A 17,964-nucleotide genomic window follows, 5' to 3' on the forward strand; every position below is an offset into this window, starting at 1 on the left:
ACAGCGCAGGAAGGCACCAAATGACAGCAATCGTCACGGACAAGTCCGCATGCGTGAGAATCGTCGACCTGCGGGAAACGGTGGTTCCGATCAAGTCGGATCTGCGCAACGCTTACATCGACTTCAGCCAGATGACCGTCAGCGTCGTCGCCGTGGTCACCGACGTGATACGGGATGGCCGTCCGGTCGTCGGCTACGGCTTCAACTCCAATGGCCGCTATGCACCGAGCGGCCTGCTGCGCGAGCGTTTCATGCCGCGCCTGCGCGATGCCGAGCCGCAGACTCTGATCGACGAGGAAAGGGAGACTCTCGATCCTTTTCGAATCTGGGACTGCCTGATGGCCAACGAAAAGCCCGGCGGCCATGGTGAACGTTCCGTGGCCGTCGGCGTTCTCGACATGGCGGTCTGGGATGCCGTCGCCAAGATCGCCGGCCTGCCGCTCTACCGGCTCCTAGCGGATCGCTACCGCGGCGGCGAGATCGACGAGAAGGTCTTCGTCTATGCCGCCGGCGGCTACTACTATCCGCAAAAGGGCCTGCAGGGGCTGCGCGACGAACTGCGCAGCTATCTCGACCGCGGTTACCAGGTCTGCAAGATAAAGATCGGCGGCGCCTCGCTGGCCGAAGACATCGAGCGTATCGAGGCGGCGATCGCGGTGGTCGGAGCCGCGGATCGTCTCGCCGTCGATGCCAACGGGCGCTTCGACTTGGACACTGCCATTGCCTACGCCCGCGCCTTGGAGCCCTATGGCCTGTTCTGGTACGAAGAAGCGGGCGATCCCTTGGACTATCAGCTTCAAGCGACTCTCGCACAGTATTACGCCCCAGCCATGGCCACCGGCGAAAACCTCTTTTCTCACCAGGATGCGCGCAACCTGCTGCGCTACGGCGGACTGCGCGCCGACCGCGACTGGCTGCAGTTCGATTGCGCGCTGAGCTACGGCTTGGTTGAATACCTCCGCACCCTGGAGGTTCTCGCCGCACATGGCTGGTCAACCCGGCGCTGCATTCCGCACGGGGGACACCAGCTCTCCCTCAACATCGCGTCCGGCCTCGGCCTCGGCGGCAACGAGAGCTACCCCGACGTCTTCTGGCCTTTCAACGGATTCGCCGAGGACTGCGCGGTAGAAAACTCCTATGTCGGGCTACCGGATGCGGTGGGGATCGGGTTTGAGCGCAAGCCGGAACTCTATGCCGTCATGCAACAGCTGGGGAAATCCCGATAGACTCTGGCACCGGTTATCGTACCCAAAACAGCCTACAAGGCATGGACACGCTAACTGTCACGATCGCGAGAATTCTTCCAACTTGAACCGATATCGCCGATTTCTCTGGATGCGGGGGCCCGCAACCACCGAAACCGATACTCGCTTGCGGCACCGGTCTGACTATGATCTTCGGGCGCCAATGCCCCTCCCTCTCCAAAGCACTCTTTTCAGACAGCCTGAGCAGGAATCTCTAGCGGCACTTTTCGCCGAAGGAAGCTGCTTCTTCGGTGGCAATCCGGAGATCCAGGTTGTCCTCACGAAACGCCATCGTTCAGAATAAGATAGCGCGGAAGGAAGGCTTCAAAAACGACGCATGGATTCTCTCTAAATTTTCGCAAGATGAGGGAGCCACTTGACAAGCAGCGCTTCACGCTCATCACGATCGTGATGGACAAGCTTCGGTCCTGTACTCCTGCCCTCTGCGGAGATGTATGCGACAATGCCACGCCCAAACCACCAAGTGAACTTTCTTACCTATGAAATCCTGATTCCTCGGTCATCAACACGGCATAGCCGATGGCTGTGACGTGGGAGTGAATGCGTTTCAGGTCGCGGACCAAACCGATGTGCAGCCCCGACGTCTCTATGCTCTCGATCCTACCGCTGCGCAAGCGATCCAGATGGCTTTCTCCGGCCTCCCGCTCCAGCACCCTGATCTCGCGCTTTTCGTCGATCAGCTGGCGAGCCGCGGCGGTATCCCGCATAACGAACGCACTGAGCGCCAGTTGGTAGTGGTCGGCAACGCGTGCGTGAAGCTCCATCAGCTCGCGCCATCCTTCGTCAGAAAAAGTCAACTTGTTGCGGATCTTCTTCTGCGCGCCCTTGCGCAGATTCTTGCTGATGATGTCGCCAATATGCCCGAGGTTGCTGGTAAAGGACAGCAGTTCCTTGCAGTTACGGCGCGCTGCCTGGTCCAGGGGTTCACGGGAAAGGTCAACCAGAAAAAACTTGATCGCCTCGTGCAGCCGGTCAAGCCGACCGTCCAGGGAGTTGATTTCGTCCACCGCCGATTGGCCGCGCGGTTCAAAAGCATTCACGACTTTAGCCAACATTTCTTCAGCGATGTCGGCCATTCGCATCGCTTCGCGCATTGCGGATGCCAGGGCCAGTGCCGGAACCTGCACCGCGTCCTTGTCGAGATAGCGCGGCGCCTCGGGGGCCTCTACCTTGGATGATGGAAGCAGGTACTTGGTCAACACGGCCATGAGCCGGACCAGCGGCAGACCGGCCAGCACCAAGACGAGGTTGAAGAGGCTATGGAAGTTGGCAACCTGCCGCGTCGGATCTTCTTCGAGGCCGGCAACAAGGGGACCCAGAAGATCGAGCAGAGGTAGCACCAGGACAACGCCCAAGAGCCGGAAAAGCAGATTGCCCAGCGGTATCCGCCTGCTTTCCCTGTTGCTACGCAGGGTCAGCACCAGCGGGATGATCCCAGAGCCGATGTTTGCCCCCAAAACCAGAGGGAAAGCGCCTTCCGGCGTTATCAGGCCGCTGGAGACGAAACCCACCAGCAGCAACACCAACGCGACGCTCGAGTGAAACACCCATGCCAGCGCCGTCCCCAACAGCACGGCAATCACTGGTTCCTTCGTGAGAGCGAGAAGGATACTCACCAGGGCTGTGCTCGACCGCAGTTGATCTGAAGCGGCAACCGTCAGGTCGAGGGCAAGAATCATCAAGCCGAGACCAATGGCCACGCGGCCCAGATGCCGTGCCGTCGGCACCCCGCCGGCCATGAACATGAGCACGCCCAGAAAGAGGAGCACGGGAGACAAGCCATTGAAGCCGCTGGACAGGAATTGAACGACCATGGTCGAACCGAGATCCGCTCCCAGCATGAGCGCCAGCCCCGGCGCCAGCGCTATCAGCCCCCGTCCGGCCAAAGAGACCACCAGCATTGCCGTCGCCGTCGAACTCTGCAAAGCGCTGGTAACGGCGAAACCGACACCCGCGGCGGTGACCGAGTGTCGCGTGGCGCGGCCGACGACCCTGCGCAGTTCCGCCCCAAAAGCCCGCAGCAGCCCGGTTCGCACCATACGGGCCGACCACAGCAGCAAGGCAACCCCACCTGCCATGTGAAGCAGAACCTCGTGCCCGGCCATCATTACCTCTTGGATTTGGGCTCCATCGGATTCCGCAGGGAAGAACCGGTCCCTGCCTTAGGAGCCGTTCATAGCCTTTCTGAGCCTGAGCGCCACATCCGGCCGATCCGTGGTGAAGACACTGACGCCGAGTTCCAACATGCGCTGAATCGCATCGGCATCGTTGGTCGCATAGGCACCAAGACGCAGACCCGCTGCGCGGACCGCCGATACCACGTTCTCCGTAATTTCCGAGTGTTTCAACGCAAGCTCGTCGATCTGATGATCCTGCGCAATCCGAACAACTGAAGCGATACCGCCAACCTGACGCAGGATCAAAGGCTTCACCAACCAGATGAGGCCTTTGGAAGAGGCGTTTTCGCGATATCTGATCAGCGCTTCGAGAAAGAAGGAAGAAACAACGGTCCGCCGGAGCACGCCGGCAGCAGAAAGCTCCTCTGCGATCTTCTTCTCGATGCCCGGATAGGGTTCGCGCTGACGGTCGGCCTTGATTTCCAGGCGCAGATCGATGGCCGTCGGCGCGAAGATGGCGATGACATCCCTCAACAAAGGCAACTGCTCGCCGCCGGTGTCATTGACCTTGACGCTCTGCAACTCGGCCCAGGGCATGGAGGCAATCGGTCCCTCCGCGTTCGTCATCCGCTCCAAGGTCGGATCGTGATGAACGATCAGCTGGCCGTCGAGAGACAGGTGAACGTCGAACTCAACATAGTCGAGGGCCATAAGGCTGGTGTTGCGGAAGGCCGTGAGGCTGTTTTCCGGCCATAGCCCCGCGCCGCCACGATGGGATGCGATGGCCGTCTGATGGGAAGACTGTGTTTGCAACGCAGAACTGTCGGACACGCAAGGCACCCCCTTTTTTCAACCAAGCCATCGGCAACCTAGCGGTGCCGTCACAATAACGCAACAATTGGTGCGCTTTTTGTAATTTGCAATTATTGTTGCAAACTCTTCTTCCGCCGCTATACTCTCGGGCAAGCCTCTGCTCTGTACGGAGAAAAGGCGGCGCCAACGGGAGGACGGGGTCGATGAAGCTGCGAGACATCGTCGAGAAATACGATGGCCGGCTGACCGGGGCGGATCGAAAGCTCATCTCGGTCCTGCTTTCTGATCCGAAAGGCAGCGCCTACCTCTCGGTCCATGATCTGGCGAAAGCGGCGGGCGTGCACGGCACGTCAGCGGTTCGGCTGGCGCAGAAGCTTGGCTTCAACGGCTACCCGGAGATGCGCGCACAGCTGCGCGATCAGCTGACCTCCGATGGCGACCCGGCTCTGCGGGTGCGCCAACGGCTGGACAAGATGGGCGACGGCTCCCTTCTGGAAGCCGTGATCGAGAGCGAGATCGAGGCGCTGCGAGACGTGCCGACCCACATCGCGCAGGAGCAGATCGATGCCGCCGTTGACGCCCTGATGGCCGCCAAGGAGATCCGGATCTTCGGCCGCGGGCATGCCTCGGCTTTGGTCGATCTTCTAACGCGCCGCCTGACACGTTCCGGCTACCAGGCCCGTGGTTTCAAGCATATCGACTGGGAAACGCCGGAGCAGATCACGCCGCTCGAAGCGGACGATGTCCTCATAAGCTTTGCTTTTCGCTCCATCCCCGCCGGACTCCAAGAACTCATGTCGTTCGCGGTCGAGCGCGGTGTCCGGTGCATCGTCATCAGCGATCTGATCGGTCCCATCATTCGGCCAAAGCCGGACATTCTGCTCGCCGCGTCCCGCGGTCCGGAGGGCACATCGCAGTCACTGACCGTGCCGATGGCGATCTGCAACGTTCTGATCCTCGAGCTGTCACGGCAGGACGACGGGAAGTCGATGCGATCCCTCGAACGCCTGGCTGACACGAACAAGCGACTTGGCAAACGCCGTGGCGAGACTGACCGATAGTCACGACCCGCAGACAACAAGGGAGACTTAGAAATGACGGGTCTAGGTAAGAAAGTTCTCGCCAGCGTCCTGGCAATCACTTCCTCGACGATGTTCGCACCGCTGGCCCTTGCCGAGGAACGACCGGGGATCACCGTCGCGGTGAACAAACTGCCGCGCGCGCTGGACCCCGGGGATCAGACGGGCACCGTCGACGTTAGGGTCTACTATTCGATCTTCGATACCTTGATCCGACGCGATTTCATAACCCCGGCGGCAGACGGCGGCACGCGGCTGCTGCCGGGTCTCGCGACCTCCTGGGAGCGGATAAACCCGACAACCCTGGAGTTCAAGCTGCGCCAGGATGTCACCTGCCACGATGGCAACCCTTTCACCGCCGACGATGTTGTCGCCACTTTCTCGCCGGAGCGCCTGCGTGGTGCCGGTTCCTTCTACCCAAAAGGCCGAATCTACTTCAGCCACGTTGCCGAGGTGCAGAAGGTCGACGACTTTACCGTCCGCTTCGTGACCGAAAGGCCGGACCTAGTGCTTGAGCACCGCCTGTCCAGCTACACGTCCTTTATCGTCTGTGACGAGGCGTTGAATGCCTTTCGCAAAGACGGGGTCGAAGCGGCGCTCTGGCTGGATGAAGCCGCGAAGGCGCTGCGCTGGAACCCGGTGGGAACCGGGCCCTACAAGTTCAAGGACTATCAAAAGAACGATCGCGTCACCCTGGTTTCCCACGACGACTACTTCGAGGGCAGGCCGAGCGCCGAGTCGATCACCTTCAGGGAAGTACCGGAAGTATCGGCCAGGATCGCCGGCGTCGTCAGCGGCGAGTACGATATTGCCGTCGAGGTACCGCCGGATCAATGGGCGGTGCTCGATCGCTACGACGACGTGACGATGAAGACGGTAACCCTGGACAACAGCCATGTGCTGGTCTTCAACACCCAGCATCCGCAGCTGCAGGACAAGAAGCTGCGCCATGCCCTTAGTCTTGCCATCGACCGCCAGAAGCTGATCGACGGTCTGTGGAAGGGCCAGACCTTCACACCAAAGGGCCATCAACTTCCTTCCTTCGGGCCGATGTACGACAGCGACCGTGCCGGCTATGTCTTCGATCCGGAAAAAGCCAGGCAGCTCATCAAGGAGAGCGGATACGATGGGGAGGAGATCGTTTACCGCCTTATCCCCGGCTACTACCTCAACAACGTGAAGACCGCGCAGGCGATCCAGGAGATGTGGCGCGATGTCGGGATCAACTCAAAGCTCATGTTCGTCGAAAGCTTCAAGAAGGTACGCGAAGAAGACACCATGATCTATGCCTGGTCCAACACATACCGTATTCCGGATCCGACCGGCGCACTGATCGCCAACTGGGGCCCCAACGCATCGACCCAAAGAAAGTACAAATACTTCCAGCCGGCCCCCGCTTTCAACGAAATGGCAGACCGGTTGTTCGGGATGGACAACATGGCCGAGCGCAGAGATGTGTTCACGGAGATGCTGGATATCTTCGAAGACGACATGCCGATGACCATTCTCTACAACCCCCTTGTCAGCTTTGCGATGAACAACCGGGTCGACTGGACGCCGTACTCGCTGTTCTTCATGGACTTCCGCCCGTCCAACTTCACATTGCGGACAGATGGATGAAGCCGCGGCCGCCGTGGAGAGGCTCCACGGCGGCCCAGAGCCCGGCCCTGTGAAAACTCTGCTCAAAGTCGAAAACCTGGACATCGCCTTCCGTACGGAAGAGGCGATTGTCCATGCCGTGCGGGACGTATCTTTCTCCGTCGCGGCCGGTCGCACCCTCTGCATCGTCGGCGAAAGCGGCAGCGGAAAGAGCGTCACTTGCCATGCGCTGCTTGGGCTGACACCGAGAAACGGGCGGGTGCGTGCGGGCCGGATTCTGTTCGATGGCAATGATCTGCGCAGTTTGCCGGAAGCGGATATGGAGAAGATCCGGGGCCGGGCGATATCGATGGTGTTCCAGGACCCGATGAGCTCGCTCAATCCGGTCCACACCATCGGCCAGCAAATCGTTGAGAGCCTGAAACTGCACCGTGGCCTGACCGGGAACCCCGCCACGACCGAGGCGAAGAGCCTGCTGGATCGGGTCGGGATACCGGAAGCGGCTCAACGCTTGCGGGAGTATCCGCACCAATTGTCCGGTGGCATGAATCAGCGCGCCATGATTGCCATGGCCCTGGCAGGGCAGCCCCGTCTGCTGATTGCCGATGAACCAACGACGGCTCTCGACGTCACCATTCAGGCCCAGATACTGGACCTTTTGCGCGATCTTCAGAGCGATCTGGGCATGGCCATCATCTTTGTCACCCATGACTTCGGCGTTGTTGCCGAGATGGCCGACGACGTGGTGGTGATGCGCCGGGGCGAGGTGGTGGAGGGCGATACCGCCGAACAGCTTCTTGCCCACCCCTCTCACCCTTATACACAGGAGCTCTTGCGGCTCGTGCCGCGCCTTGATGCCCCATCGCCGGTTTATGGAAACCCGGCCCGGGAGGCCCCGTGACAGCGGTCGCGGCCGACATCCCTTCGCCGAGCGTGCTGCAGGTCGATGGCCTGACGCGGCATTTCATGAAACCCCGCCGCATGCCCTTCGCGAAGCGCCGTTTCGTGCGCGCGGTCGAAGGGGTCAGCTTTGCCATCCGGCCCGGGGAAACACTGGGGCTGGTCGGAGAGAGCGGTTGCGGGAAGTCGACGACCGGCCGAATCGTCGCCGGCATCGATCAACCGACCAAAGGACGCGTTCACTATCGGGGCATAGACCTGGCCGGGCTCTCAAGAGAAGAGCTGCGACTGCTGCGCCGCGAAGTGCAGATGATCTTCCAGAATCCGCTCTCGGCGCTCGACCCGCGCCTGGCGATCGGCAGACAGGTCGGCGAAGCCCTGGAAATCCATGCTATCGGCAACGCGAAAGAGCGCGAAGAGAGGGTCGATGAGATGCTGGCGGCCGTTGGCCTCTCCGCCGACATCAAAGCGCGCTTTCCGCATGAAATCAGCGGCGGTCAGGCGCAGCGTGCTGTGATCGCCCGCGCCTTGGTTCTCAACCCCAGGCTCCTGATCTGCGACGAGCCGGTTTCGGCGCTCGACGTCTCCGTGCAGGCGCAGGTCGTGAGCCTTTTGGCTACGCTTCAACGTGACCTCGGCCTCTCCTACCTCTTCATCTCCCACGATCTGAAGGTGGTGAAACAGCTCTGCCATCGGGTGGCCGTCATGTATCTCGGTCAAATCGTTGAGGAAGGCCCGTCGGAGCAGGTCTTTCAAAGCCCCCACCACCCCTACACCAAGGCCTTGATATCGGCGATCCCGGTTCTCGATCCCTCGTTGAGGCAGGAGCGCATCGTCCTGAAGGGGGACCCGCCTAGCCCCCTGAATCCCCCATCCGGCTGCCGCTTTCATACCCGCTGCCCCTTCGCCCTGCCACATTGCGCCACCGAGCCACCGAAGGTTACCGACCTCGGGTCCGGCCAGCGTGCGGCCTGCCACCTTCTCACTGATGAGCCGCCTCGCGATGCCTGAGTTTCTCGTCATCGCGCACCGTGGCTATTCGGCCCGGTTCCCGGAAAACAGCCTGCAAAGCCATGCAGCGGCCCTGGAGATCGGTGCCGACCTGATCGAGACGGATGCCCGTTTGACGGCGGACGGCGCGGTCCTGTGCTGCCACGATGCCGACTTGTCGAGGCTGACGGGTCATCGGATCGAGATCGCCAAGAGCCCCGCCGACCACCTTCGGCAGATCTCGGCAAGTAGCCAGCCCCTGGCGTTCCTGCCGGAAGTGCTGGCACTGATGACGCTGGATCGGGCGCGCGACAGGCGGCTGCTGGTCGACCACAAGACAAAGGATCTCAGGCTGCTCGATGCAGTCATTCGGGCTGTGGTTGCAGCGGAAATGTCGCAACGTACGGTCTTCGGGTTGAGGGCGCTGGATCAGCTTGTCTACCTGGGCAGAGTGCTGCCGCAGGCCCGCAGTCTCGCGCTGCCGGGTGATTACGAGGATCTTGATGGTTGGCTGGCGGCCGGCGCCGATGCCATCAGGGTTTGGGAAAATGAGCTCGACCTTCCGGCGATACGCAAACTGCGACAGGCGAACCATCCGATTTGGGTCACCGCCGACCGGCGGAAGAATAGCACGACCGTCGGTGAGATCAGTCCGGCGCGAATCGCCAAGCTGAAAAACCTGGGCATCCAGGGTCTGCTGCTCAACGACCCCTCCCTTGCCGTAGAGACGAAGCGAGCGGTAGCACCGTGAGAGACGCGACTAGTTTCCTGATCGTGGTGCTGGACGGCCTGCGGCCCGATCTGCTGAACGCCGAGCTGACGCCGAACCTGAGCGCTTTCATCGAGGCTTCTTGCACCTTCACCGAGAGCCGTTGCGTCTTTCCCTCCGCAACTAGGGTGAACGCCGCCACCCTGGGGACCGGCACACAGCCCTCGCGCCACGGCATCGTGGCGAACAAGTTCTTCGACCCTTGCGTCTTCCCCGACCGGCTGCTGCACAGCGGCGAGCGCGAGTCGATCCAGCGGGCGGAGCAGGCCTACGCCGGGTCCTTCGTTACCGCGCCTGCCCTTGGCGACCTCCTCGCCAAAGCGGGCAAAAGCCTTGCGGTGGTCTCCTCCGGCAGTGCCGGCACGACCCATCTGGTCAACCCGCGCGCCAGGCAAAACCGGCAGATCAGCCTGACCCTGCGCGACTGGGCAGCATCCACGCCAGACGACGTCGCCGCAGAGATGCAGCGGCTTTTCGGCCCCCCGGCGGCGGCGGGCTTTCCCAACAGCGCGCGTATGCGACAGCAGACGACGATTTTCCTGGAAGGCATCTTTCCGCGCTACCGGCCGGACGTATCCTTGCTCTGGTACAACGATCCCGACCACACCTTTCACCACTGCGGGCTGGGGTCCGAGGCGGCCGAACAAAGCCTCGCGGCGCTTGACGAGGAATTTGCGCGGCTTATCGACTGGGCGAATTCAGCCGCAGTTGGCGGGCCTATCCAGATCGTGTTGATTTCGGACCACGGCCACATTACGGCGCGCGAGAATATCGATCTGAGCAGCGCGCTGAGCAGCAGCGGCATCGGGGTCAGCGGTAACTTCGAGAACGGCAACGCCTTCGCCGGTGCCGCCGGCTATGTCGGCGCCCTTCATTGCGCCAAGCCGGATCAGCGCGCGGTCACGCGCTTCGTCGCCTGGTTGACGGACCAGCCTTGGTGTGGCCTGGTCTTCACAGCCGGTGGGAACGGGATCGAGGGGGGCGTGGCGGGCACCTTCGACCCGGAACTGGTCTTCAACGACCACGCCCGTTCACCGGAACTCTTCTTCCTGATGCGCGCCGACGATCGGCCCAACGCGGCCGGCATCGACGGCAGCTGCTTTTTCGCCGGCGAAGTTCCCCTCGGCGGCTCGCTTCACGGGGGCCTGCATCGGCGCGAGGTGAAGAACCTGCTGGCCTTGAGTGGCGATCTCTTCAGAAGCCGAGCCAACCTCGATGCACCAGCCGGGATCGTCGACATCCTGCCGACAGTGCTGACAGCCTTGGATCTGCCGATACCCGAAGGTGTCGATGGCCGGGTCCTTCATGAGGCTTTCCTGAACCCCGCTGGCAAGGCCGACGGGGAAGTCCGATTCCAGCACCATGTCATCGAAGCCCGGCATGGCAGCCAGCACCTGAGAACTGCGCGTTTCGGCGGGAGCCAATACATCGTCGAGGGCTTCTTGGAGAACACAGGGCGATGAACCTGAACTTCCTTCTCATCAAGCTGGTCCGCGCTCTGGTGACGGTCTGGTTGATCGTGACCTTCACCTTCACGGTACTACAGGTCTCCGGCGACCCGATCACCGCCATTGCCGGTGACGAGGCACCACCGGAGGTGATCGAGCACTACACCAAGAAATACGGCTTCGATCGGCCCCTGCACGAACAGTACTTCAGCTACATCGCCAACGTTCTGGTCGGTGACTTCGGAATCTCGCTATCCGACGAGACACCCGCCCTGGATCTGGTTGTCGGCGCGATCCCCAACACCCTTCGCCTCGGCCTTACTGCCTTTCTTCTGGCCGTTATGCTCGGGATTCCCCTTGGAATCCTGGCGGCACTGAACCGCAACCGGCCGATAGACCGCTTTGTCATGAGTTTTGCCGTGTTCGGCTTCAGCATTCCGAATTTCTTTCTCGGCATCATCCTTATTCTGGTCTTCTCCCTCAGCCTGCGGGTTCTGCCAAGCAGCGGCAGCGGAACCGCCCTGCACATCATTCTGCCCGCCGTGACGCTGGGCACCCACATCGCCGGCACCCTGGCGCGTTTCACGCGATCGGCGATGCTTGAGGTCCTGAACAAGTCCTACATGCGCACAGCAAAGGCAAAGGGCCTTCCGCATGCAACGCGCATCCGCTGGCACGCCCTGCCGAACGCCGCAATCCCAATCGTCACGGTGATCGGCCTGAAGCTCGGGGATTTGATCGCCGGTTCGATCATTGTCGAGACCGTCTTTGCCTGGCCCGGCGTTGGACGTCTTCTTGTGAACGCCGTCAGTTCGCGTGATCTCGCTGTGGTTCAGGCAGTGCTCATCATCGTCGCCTGCTCCATGGTCCTGACCAACCTTCTGGTCGACATTCTCTATGGCTGGATCGATCCGCGGGTCCGTGCCAGCAGCGCCAGCGATCAGGAGTAATCGGTGCATGTTCCAGACACTGCGACCGTTCAGCAAGGATCACCCGAACCCAAGGGGTACGGTTGACGACGATACGGACCTGCCGGTGCGGGCAGCCAAGTACCCGCCGCTGGTCATTCTGGCCCTAGCGTTTCTCGCCGTGGTTTTCTTCACCTTCGTCTTCGCCGACCTGATCGCGCCCTACGACTACCGCAGCCAGGATCTGCTCGAGCGTCTCAAGCCGCCGGTGTTCCTGGGCGGAGACGTCAAATACCTGCTCGGCACCGACGATCTTGGTCGCGATGTGCTCAGCCGCCTGATCTATGGAACGCGCTTCAGCATCCTGATCGCCCTGCTTGGCGCGACCATCGGCGCCGTCGTCGGAACCGTACTGGGATTCCTCGCCGCGCACTTTCGCGGCGCCGTCGAAGAGGCCATTATGATGATGGTCGATGTGCAGGCTTCCCTGCCCTTCATGCTCATCGCCCTGGCAATTCTCGCCTTTTTCGGCGGCGGGCTCGTGCTCTTCATCCTTGTGATGGGCATCTACGGCTGGGAAACCTTCGCCCGCCTGACAAGAGGGATGGTGCTCTCGGCGAAAACCCATGGCTACGCGGTGGCGGTCAGTTCTCTCGGGGCCCGGCCCGGCCGCGTCTATGCCTTTCACATCCTTCCGAACATCCTGAATGTCTTGATCGTGCAGTTCACCTTGAACTTTCCGCAAACAATTCTGCTGGAAACATCGTTGAGTTTTCTGGGCCTCGGAATCCAACCGCCCCTTACCAGCCTGGGGCAGATGCTGGGCGCCGGCCGTTCTCATCTCCTGCTCGCCTGGTGGATTGCGGTGCTGCCGGGTTCCATGATCTTTCTGACCACCCTCTCCATAAGTATCGTTGGAGACTGGTTGCGCGACCGCCTTGATCCGACCCTGCGCGGACAGTAATCATGGCAACTGAACACTCACTTTCCGAAAAGGACGAGATTGCCTCGCCGAGCGATGCGCAGGTTATTGAACGTCGACCGTTCCTTTTCATTCGGCACGGGCAGACCGAATCAAATCTCCGTAAGGTCACGACAGGACAGCGCGACGTAGCCCTCACGGCCCGTGGCGTCGAGCAAGCTGAGGCCGCGGCCGCCGTTTTGAAGCGCCTTACCTTCGATATGATCTGCACCAGCCCGTTGAAGCGGGCCCGACAAACGGCCGCGATCATCGCAGAGCGTACCGGCCACCGTGTCGCCGATCCCATCATTGACCTGATGGAGCGACGTTGGGGCGAGGCCGAAGGCCGGCCACGTGCCGAAAAAGTCGAGCACCCACTTCCCCTCGGCGCGGAGCCCCTGGATCAGTTCCGCGCCCGGACCTTCAGCGGCTTGCGCGAAGCAACCGAGCTCGGACAGGTTCTGATCGTCGCCCATTCCGGAATCTATCGGGTTATTGCGCAGAAACTCGGCCTGCTGCCGCAGCTTGTGAAACTGCCCAATGCCCAGCCGGTCATCATCAGCCCCAGCGCCGGATCCGCAAGCTGGCAAGTCGACGTCTGCGCGATGCCAAAGGAGGCGAGTCGGTCACGATAGCGTTTCGAGATCGACGAACCGTCAGGTAAATGTGTCACCGGTTTCCCGCAACCAATAAAGCCTCCTGGCGGACCAGGAGGCTTTAGCAAAAACACAAGGACCCGCCAAATAGCGGGTCCTTGTGTTTTGGTTGCGGGGGCACGCAACCGTCGTCAGCAGCAGGGCCTTTTCCAAGGCGCGGCTTGATACACCGACCATAGTTTCCGCATTGGACCGAGCCAAATCGGAGCGGCCAGGACAGATATCAACATGACATGCATGAGACCAACGAATGTCGTACCTCGATCAGCAATCCTGACTTCGCGCGCTTATGCCTCGAACTGAAGCGAAGCGCGGATTGGATGCTTTCTAAATCAACGGGTTCACCATCAAGAGCGATCTGCAACTCGTGTTTTTTTAAAGCACCTCGAACCTTCGCGTTTGCGTCAGGCACATCACCATCCAAAACATAACCGAGCATACATCCCATGGGCAGGCCTTCAGAATACTGCTCCGTAACGAATCGATGAACGCCCTCTTTCACATATTCTGTTGCTAGTGACTTCTTGCTAGATCCACTAGGAATGTTCAGACGCTTACACTCGTACGCGAGATAGATTTTGCGAGTGCGAGAAAAGTGGGCAACGAAATCTATCTCGCCAGTACTTTTTTCGCTACCTATCTCGTCTACCGTTGACGGATGATGTTGATACTCGAAAAACACTATCCCTCGTGCAATGGGATCAACAGCAAGCCGATTGACGAGATTTAGCGTGATATCATCTTCGAGCGCATTCCTACCCAGCTTCGCGACGCATTTAGGTACGATCCGAACAATCCGCGGTAACAGTCGCTCATCAAATCGACGAAACTGATTTATCCAGGCCTCCGCATCCCCAACTATCACGCGGTTTGGCCTCGGATACTCGCAGAACTCGCAAGCGTCTCAAGATCGATGGCGATGCTGTCAGCATCAGCCAAAGCCCTAGATCTGAGCCAGAAGCGCCGCTGGAGTGGCTTTACTAGATAGAGGCATTCACCGACAAAAAACCTTAGGTCGGGTATGAGTACGAAGTTCTCGTTGATCGGTCTTCCAAGAACTTTGGATAGGCGATCAATAACTTCAGCTAGAGCCGTGCTCTCATCTTCTGAGTAATCACGCTTCTTGCGACTAGAAGTCAAAGACAACTCCAAGACCGCAAAATCCAGATTCTTTGCGACGAGGCGGATGTTCGGATTGTTGCCATTTTGAAGCCAAACGGAAAGACGGGACCTCAGCGACTCGGCATATTCCTCACGTTCCTGCGAAAGAGTATGACGCCAATACTCCGGATAGGTTCCGGCATGAGGTTGAGCTGCTGGAAAAATGTAATTGGCAGCATCTTCGACCAAAACAATCTCGTCTTCGGTTAATCCGAAGTACCGATAGACCAGCCAATCAATCTCTCGAAGTTCGACCTCTTCGTCGTTGACGGCCGTCAGAATCTCATTTGATCTGGCGAGTCTCCGGTCAACGAGTGCTATCAGATCAGATCTTGCCCGTCTCGCAGCCTCTTGGTCCACCAGGTCGTCCGGCGACGGCAACGGGAGGGTCAGCAATTCCGCTTGCTGTACCTTTGGCCGATCGACGCCAATATAGCCAGTGCCGTGGAACGCGAACCAAATCGCCAACCTACTATTGATGTAGGCGGCCAAGAATTTCGCTTGATCAGCTTCTTCGCTGGGCGCACGTATCGCTTGGATACTATCCTGAAATGTCAGCGGTGCCTCTACATAGGTGGCACCCAGCCTCCATCGCGAGGTCTGAACGCCCTGTGGCACAAGGACTCGCGGCCCAATGAAGCCATCTTCGAATCCAACTCGGCGGACTACATTAGTATCCCATGGCTCCAGGTTGGCATGCCCCAGGGCAATCGCCTGAAGTGCAGTGATTGGCAGGTGCGGCACCGTCCCAACATGCTCGCTCGTTTTCGCAGTCGGAGAATCACTCTCGTTACGCAGCGGCTGAAAGCCCTGTCCGATTACCCACTGATCGCTGCGGATAGTCTTGGTACGGGTCATCGTCCCGTGTTGTTCGACAAAGTCGCCCAAGCGTGGAAGTTTGGAAAGAAACGCGAACAGCTTTGCGTCGGGGTCGTGCATCCAAAGTCGATACTTAAAAAGCAATCCGTTGCCGGAAACCTCTGATGACTGCAGCACAGCTTTGTCGGCGCTGCTAAGCGTGATGAACCTTTTGATGGACAGATTCAGATCTGCTTTTGGAGTCCAATACTCAAACTCGTAGTTATCCTCAGGGTCCGGATTGGGACCAAAAACGAGAAGAGCCGCCGGCTTAATCGCGCCTTCGAAGAGTTGGAAACGAAGATCAGAAAAATTCACAACGCGAAGAACACGCGCATCTTCAAACAGCCTTACACGGGCAGCTACACTTGCTGCGGAGTGATTATGTAAGAACCCCATTGCAGGAAGAAGGAATGCCGCAACGCCATTACGTTCAAGGTGGCAGAGCGCTTTCCATGTGAAAGCCCAAGCCTCTTCCTTACTGGGGTTTGGATAGCCGTTCTTGACGCTCCAACGAAAGGCGGTTCGATCCCCACCGCGACGGCTAGTCCAAGGAGGATTACCGACAATCACGTCATAGCGATCATCATCATTTTGCTCGTCGAAGAAATCACCCGCAACGAGCGTTCGGCCCCACAAAGGCGGAAGCAATCGCCCTCTATCTAGCAGCCTTCGCAAATCAGGTGGCGAAACCTGCTCTAACAGCGCAAGGTACAAGGAAAAAACTGCTACGCGAACGGCACCAGAGTTGATGTCGCGACCGTGAATACGGCCGAGCATTTTTTGCAGACTATCCCATCGAATGGTCAGGTGATTTCGGCTTTCGCGCCAATGCTCGCAAAGCCGTTGAAAGCTCCGCACGAGAAACACTCCTGACCCGCAAGCGGGGTCAAGGAATGTCCCCTTCTCCTTCTGAACCTCACTCAGAAATGGCCAAGTTGACGAAACCACGCTGTCTGCAAGAAACATCGGCGTATAAAACGCACCGGTCTCTTTTCGTGATGATACGTCGTGGCCAAGAAATCGATCGTAGACCGCACTAATGAGTTCGACGGGTATATACCTAAAGTCATACCCCCAAAACTGCATTTGGCCACCCGAGCCAGCCATCTCTTCTTTACCCAGACGAAAGCGCTGAAGAATGTGAAGGTGGTGGTCCTTAACAGGTGTGTTACCGTCGACCTTAGAGAAGGAGCAGGGCGCGACGAAAAGGTCGCCGTTGAAGTCATTTCTTAGCTGTCTGAACAAAAGTTCCATTGCCGGAACATCGCCAGTCGCCAGCAAGTCGGCCCACGCTGTGTGCGCACCTTGTGTCGCCTGTTGGAAGTAATCCGCACCAATTACATTGCGGTCCTCAAGATAGGCAATGAACATTGTTTGTATGAGGATCGCTTGCGCTTCATTTGGCGAAAGCGCCAAAGAAGTCAACAAATCATGCGTCTCTTCTAAGTTGTTTAGAAGAACTGCGTCGATTCGTTCATTTGGACGAAAATACTCGCGACGTTCATGCCAAAGACGGCCAGTCTCCGCACCAGAAACAAGCGACTGCAATTGCAGAGCGGAAGCTGTGGCGTCGAGTGTCTCAATTAAGCAGTGGTCTTCAAATTCAGCGTCATTATCTCTTTCGTGAGCTTTCGCGAGTGAAAACACCCGGACGACGTCTCCGGTAATGATGACAAGTACGCTAGCAAGGCCCTGATTCCAAAGTGCCGCGTGAATCTGCAAAACCTCATTCTGATCGTACTTATCGCTTTGCCGGATCGCGATAGTCGGAACACCATTGACGCAGAACACCGTGGATAACCCGAGTTCGCCGAGGCTAGTACGCACGGCGTCAGCGTAGGGCGTATCGCGAATGTCATCGCCGACTTCGAAAACATCGGGCGCGTGTCGATTCATAAGATCGAGCTTGGACTTCCAGTCAGCGCTTAGTGGTTCGGGCGGCGCAATCATGACTTGCCGGCCTTTCGTTTGCCTGACGACGAAACTTCAGTTGGAAGCAAATAGAGCGGCTGCTGGGGATCAACGCCGTTCCGTGTAAGCGCAGCACTCAGTTCAGCAAGAATCGGCTTCAGCGGCATCACGATGAAGAGACCGTCGCCTTCTTTAACAGTCCGATCGGACTGCAATACGCAAACACCCATGCTCACGTCGAGGATGAGGACACGCTCCAGCATGATCGCCCAAGGCTCCTTGCCGCAAGCTTCTCCCAAAGCCAGCGATAGCTCGGCGAGGCTAGACACCTTGACGCCCAACTGAGTACGCAGTTGTCGGATCACGGCTCCTGTGACGAGGTCGCCGATTGAAAACTCTGGTGCGTAACCGGGACGGTTTTGGAACACCGGCAGTACCTCCCGCCAATGGCGGAAAGTCTCCTGGGTTACGCCGACCGCGTCCCTGAACTGCGCAGGTGTGTACTTCATAGCAACGCATCAGATTG

Annotated in this window: 15 protein-coding genes; 10 read left to right on the plus strand and 5 right to left on the minus strand. The window is 59.2% G+C overall.

Features of this window, described 5'->3' with window-relative positions:
• Positions 1-53: 53 nt before the first annotated feature.
• Positions 54-1,226: a mandelate racemase/muconate lactonizing enzyme family protein gene (locus ACP146_RS14270; RefSeq protein ID WP_422369655.1), complete on the plus strand. Its 1,173-nt coding sequence runs from the start codon at positions 54-56 to the stop codon at positions 1,224-1,226.
• 512 nt (positions 1,227-1,738) lie between these two features.
• Here ACP146_RS14270 and ACP146_RS14275 read toward each other — a convergent pair.
• Complete coding sequence (locus ACP146_RS14275; RefSeq protein ID WP_422367419.1) at positions 1,739-3,373, minus strand: Na/Pi cotransporter family protein; 1,635 nt, start codon at positions 3,371-3,373, stop codon at positions 1,739-1,741.
• 54 nt (positions 3,374-3,427) lie between these two features.
• Positions 3,428-4,213, minus strand: a complete 786-nt coding sequence (locus ACP146_RS14280) for a glycerophosphodiester phosphodiesterase family protein (RefSeq protein WP_422367420.1) — start codon at positions 4,211-4,213, stop codon at positions 3,428-3,430.
• Between the two features lie 185 nt (positions 4,214-4,398).
• Between ACP146_RS14280 and ACP146_RS14285 the strand changes: the two genes are divergently transcribed.
• From ACP146_RS14285 to ACP146_RS14325, 9 genes are read left to right on the plus strand one after another with little or no spacing between them, the layout of a single operon-like run.
• Complete coding sequence (locus ACP146_RS14285; RefSeq protein ID WP_422367421.1) at positions 4,399-5,256, plus strand: MurR/RpiR family transcriptional regulator; 858 nt, start codon at positions 4,399-4,401, stop codon at positions 5,254-5,256.
• Positions 5,257-5,289: 33 nt separating this feature from the next.
• Positions 5,290-6,894: an ABC transporter substrate-binding protein gene (locus tag ACP146_RS14290; RefSeq protein ID WP_422367422.1), complete on the plus strand. Its 1,605-nt coding sequence runs from the start codon at positions 5,290-5,292 to the stop codon at positions 6,892-6,894.
• Positions 6,895-6,943: 49 nt separating this feature from the next.
• Positions 6,944-7,774, plus strand: a complete 831-nt coding sequence (locus ACP146_RS14295; RefSeq protein WP_422367423.1) for an ATP-binding cassette domain-containing protein — start codon at positions 6,944-6,946, stop codon at positions 7,772-7,774.
• The gene (locus ACP146_RS14300) at positions 7,771-8,784 is read left to right on the plus strand and encodes an ABC transporter ATP-binding protein (protein WP_422367424.1); all 1,014 of its coding nucleotides are present in this window, start codon (positions 7,771-7,773) and stop codon (positions 8,782-8,784) included. Before ACP146_RS14295 ends, ACP146_RS14300 begins: the two co-directional genes overlap by 4 nt.
• Complete coding sequence (locus ACP146_RS14305) at positions 8,762-9,514, plus strand: glycerophosphodiester phosphodiesterase (RefSeq protein WP_422367425.1); 753 nt, start codon at positions 8,762-8,764, stop codon at positions 9,512-9,514. Before ACP146_RS14300 ends, ACP146_RS14305 begins: the two co-directional genes overlap by 23 nt.
• Positions 9,511-10,995 carry an alkaline phosphatase family protein gene (locus ACP146_RS14310; RefSeq protein WP_422367426.1) on the plus strand — a complete coding sequence of 495 codons (1,485 nt, stop codon included), beginning with the start codon at positions 9,511-9,513 and terminating at the stop codon, positions 10,993-10,995. Before ACP146_RS14305 ends, ACP146_RS14310 begins: the two co-directional genes overlap by 4 nt.
• Positions 10,992-11,930: an ABC transporter permease gene (locus ACP146_RS14315; RefSeq protein WP_422367427.1), complete on the plus strand. Its 939-nt coding sequence runs from the start codon at positions 10,992-10,994 to the stop codon at positions 11,928-11,930. The genes ACP146_RS14310 and ACP146_RS14315 overlap by 4 nt, the downstream gene beginning before the upstream one ends.
• 7 nt (positions 11,931-11,937) lie before the next feature.
• Complete coding sequence (locus ACP146_RS14320; RefSeq protein ID WP_422367428.1) at positions 11,938-12,852, plus strand: ABC transporter permease; 915 nt, start codon at positions 11,938-11,940, stop codon at positions 12,850-12,852.
• A 2-nt stretch (positions 12,853-12,854) separates the two neighbouring features.
• Positions 12,855-13,484 carry a histidine phosphatase family protein gene (locus ACP146_RS14325; protein WP_422367429.1) on the plus strand — a complete coding sequence of 210 codons (630 nt, stop codon included), beginning with the start codon at positions 12,855-12,857 and terminating at the stop codon, positions 13,482-13,484.
• Positions 13,485-13,728: 244 nt separating this feature from the next.
• On the opposite strand, the gene ACP146_RS14330 is transcribed toward ACP146_RS14325, so the two are convergent.
• Genes ACP146_RS14330 through ACP146_RS14340 form a run of 3 tightly spaced genes read right to left on the minus strand, consistent with a single transcriptional unit; the run spans position 13,729 to position 17,947 of the window.
• On the minus strand, positions 13,729-14,370 hold the full coding sequence (locus tag ACP146_RS14330; RefSeq protein WP_422367430.1) for a hypothetical protein: 642 nt from the start codon (positions 14,368-14,370) through the stop codon (positions 13,729-13,731).
• Positions 14,367-17,477, minus strand: coding sequence for an HsdM family class I SAM-dependent methyltransferase (locus ACP146_RS14335; RefSeq protein ID WP_422367431.1), 3,111 nt, complete (start codon positions 17,475-17,477; stop codon positions 14,367-14,369). The genes ACP146_RS14330 and ACP146_RS14335 overlap by 4 nt, the downstream gene beginning before the upstream one ends.
• The gene (locus ACP146_RS14340; RefSeq protein WP_422367432.1) at positions 17,474-17,947 is read right to left on the minus strand and encodes a hypothetical protein; all 474 of its coding nucleotides are present in this window, start codon (positions 17,945-17,947) and stop codon (positions 17,474-17,476) included. Before ACP146_RS14340 ends, ACP146_RS14335 begins: the two co-directional genes overlap by 4 nt.
• Positions 17,948-17,964: the final 17 nt, after the last annotated feature.

The organism is Pelagibius sp. (genome assembly GCF_965249265.1).
Classification (GTDB): Bacteria; Pseudomonadota; Alphaproteobacteria; order Kiloniellales; family Kiloniellaceae; genus Pelagibius.